The 399-nt window shown below is 65.2% G+C and carries 1 pseudogene; it reads left to right on the forward strand.

Going from position 1 to position 399, the window contains the following annotated elements:
* Positions 1-381, forward strand: a pseudogene (locus MWC30_RS22065) (hypothetical protein); the annotation flags it as partial.
* Between the last annotated feature and the right edge of the window lie 18 nt (positions 382-399).

The raw sequence follows: 399 nt of genomic DNA on the forward strand, positions 1-399 counted from the left end.
ATCGACGGGCTCTTCTCGGGCAAGCATCCGATCGACAACGCGCCGCGGCGATGGACATCGGCTCCCTTTGACGGCGCTTGGGCGTCCAGCCTGCTCGCCTCCCAGGACCCGGTGGCCATCGACTCGGTGGGATTCGATTTCATTCGCGCGGAATGGGACGACGTACCTCGCCGCATCGGCGTGGATGATTACCTTCACGAGGGAGCGATGGCGGAGAATCCGCCGTCCGGAACGTTCGACGATCCGAATCATTCCGCCGCGGAAAAGCGGCTGGCCAGCCTTGGCGTGCACGAGCACTGGAACAACGCGCGGGAGAAGAAGTATTCCCGCAACTTGGGGACCGGCCAGGGGATTGAGCTGGTGGCCGCGCCGATGAGCTGATCCCCAGGTCCCGCGCGG

Origin of the sequence: Desulforhabdus sp. TSK (assembly GCF_022836495.1) — a bacterium.
Lineage (GTDB): Bacteria > Desulfobacterota > Syntrophobacteria > Syntrophobacterales > Syntrophobacteraceae > Desulforhabdus.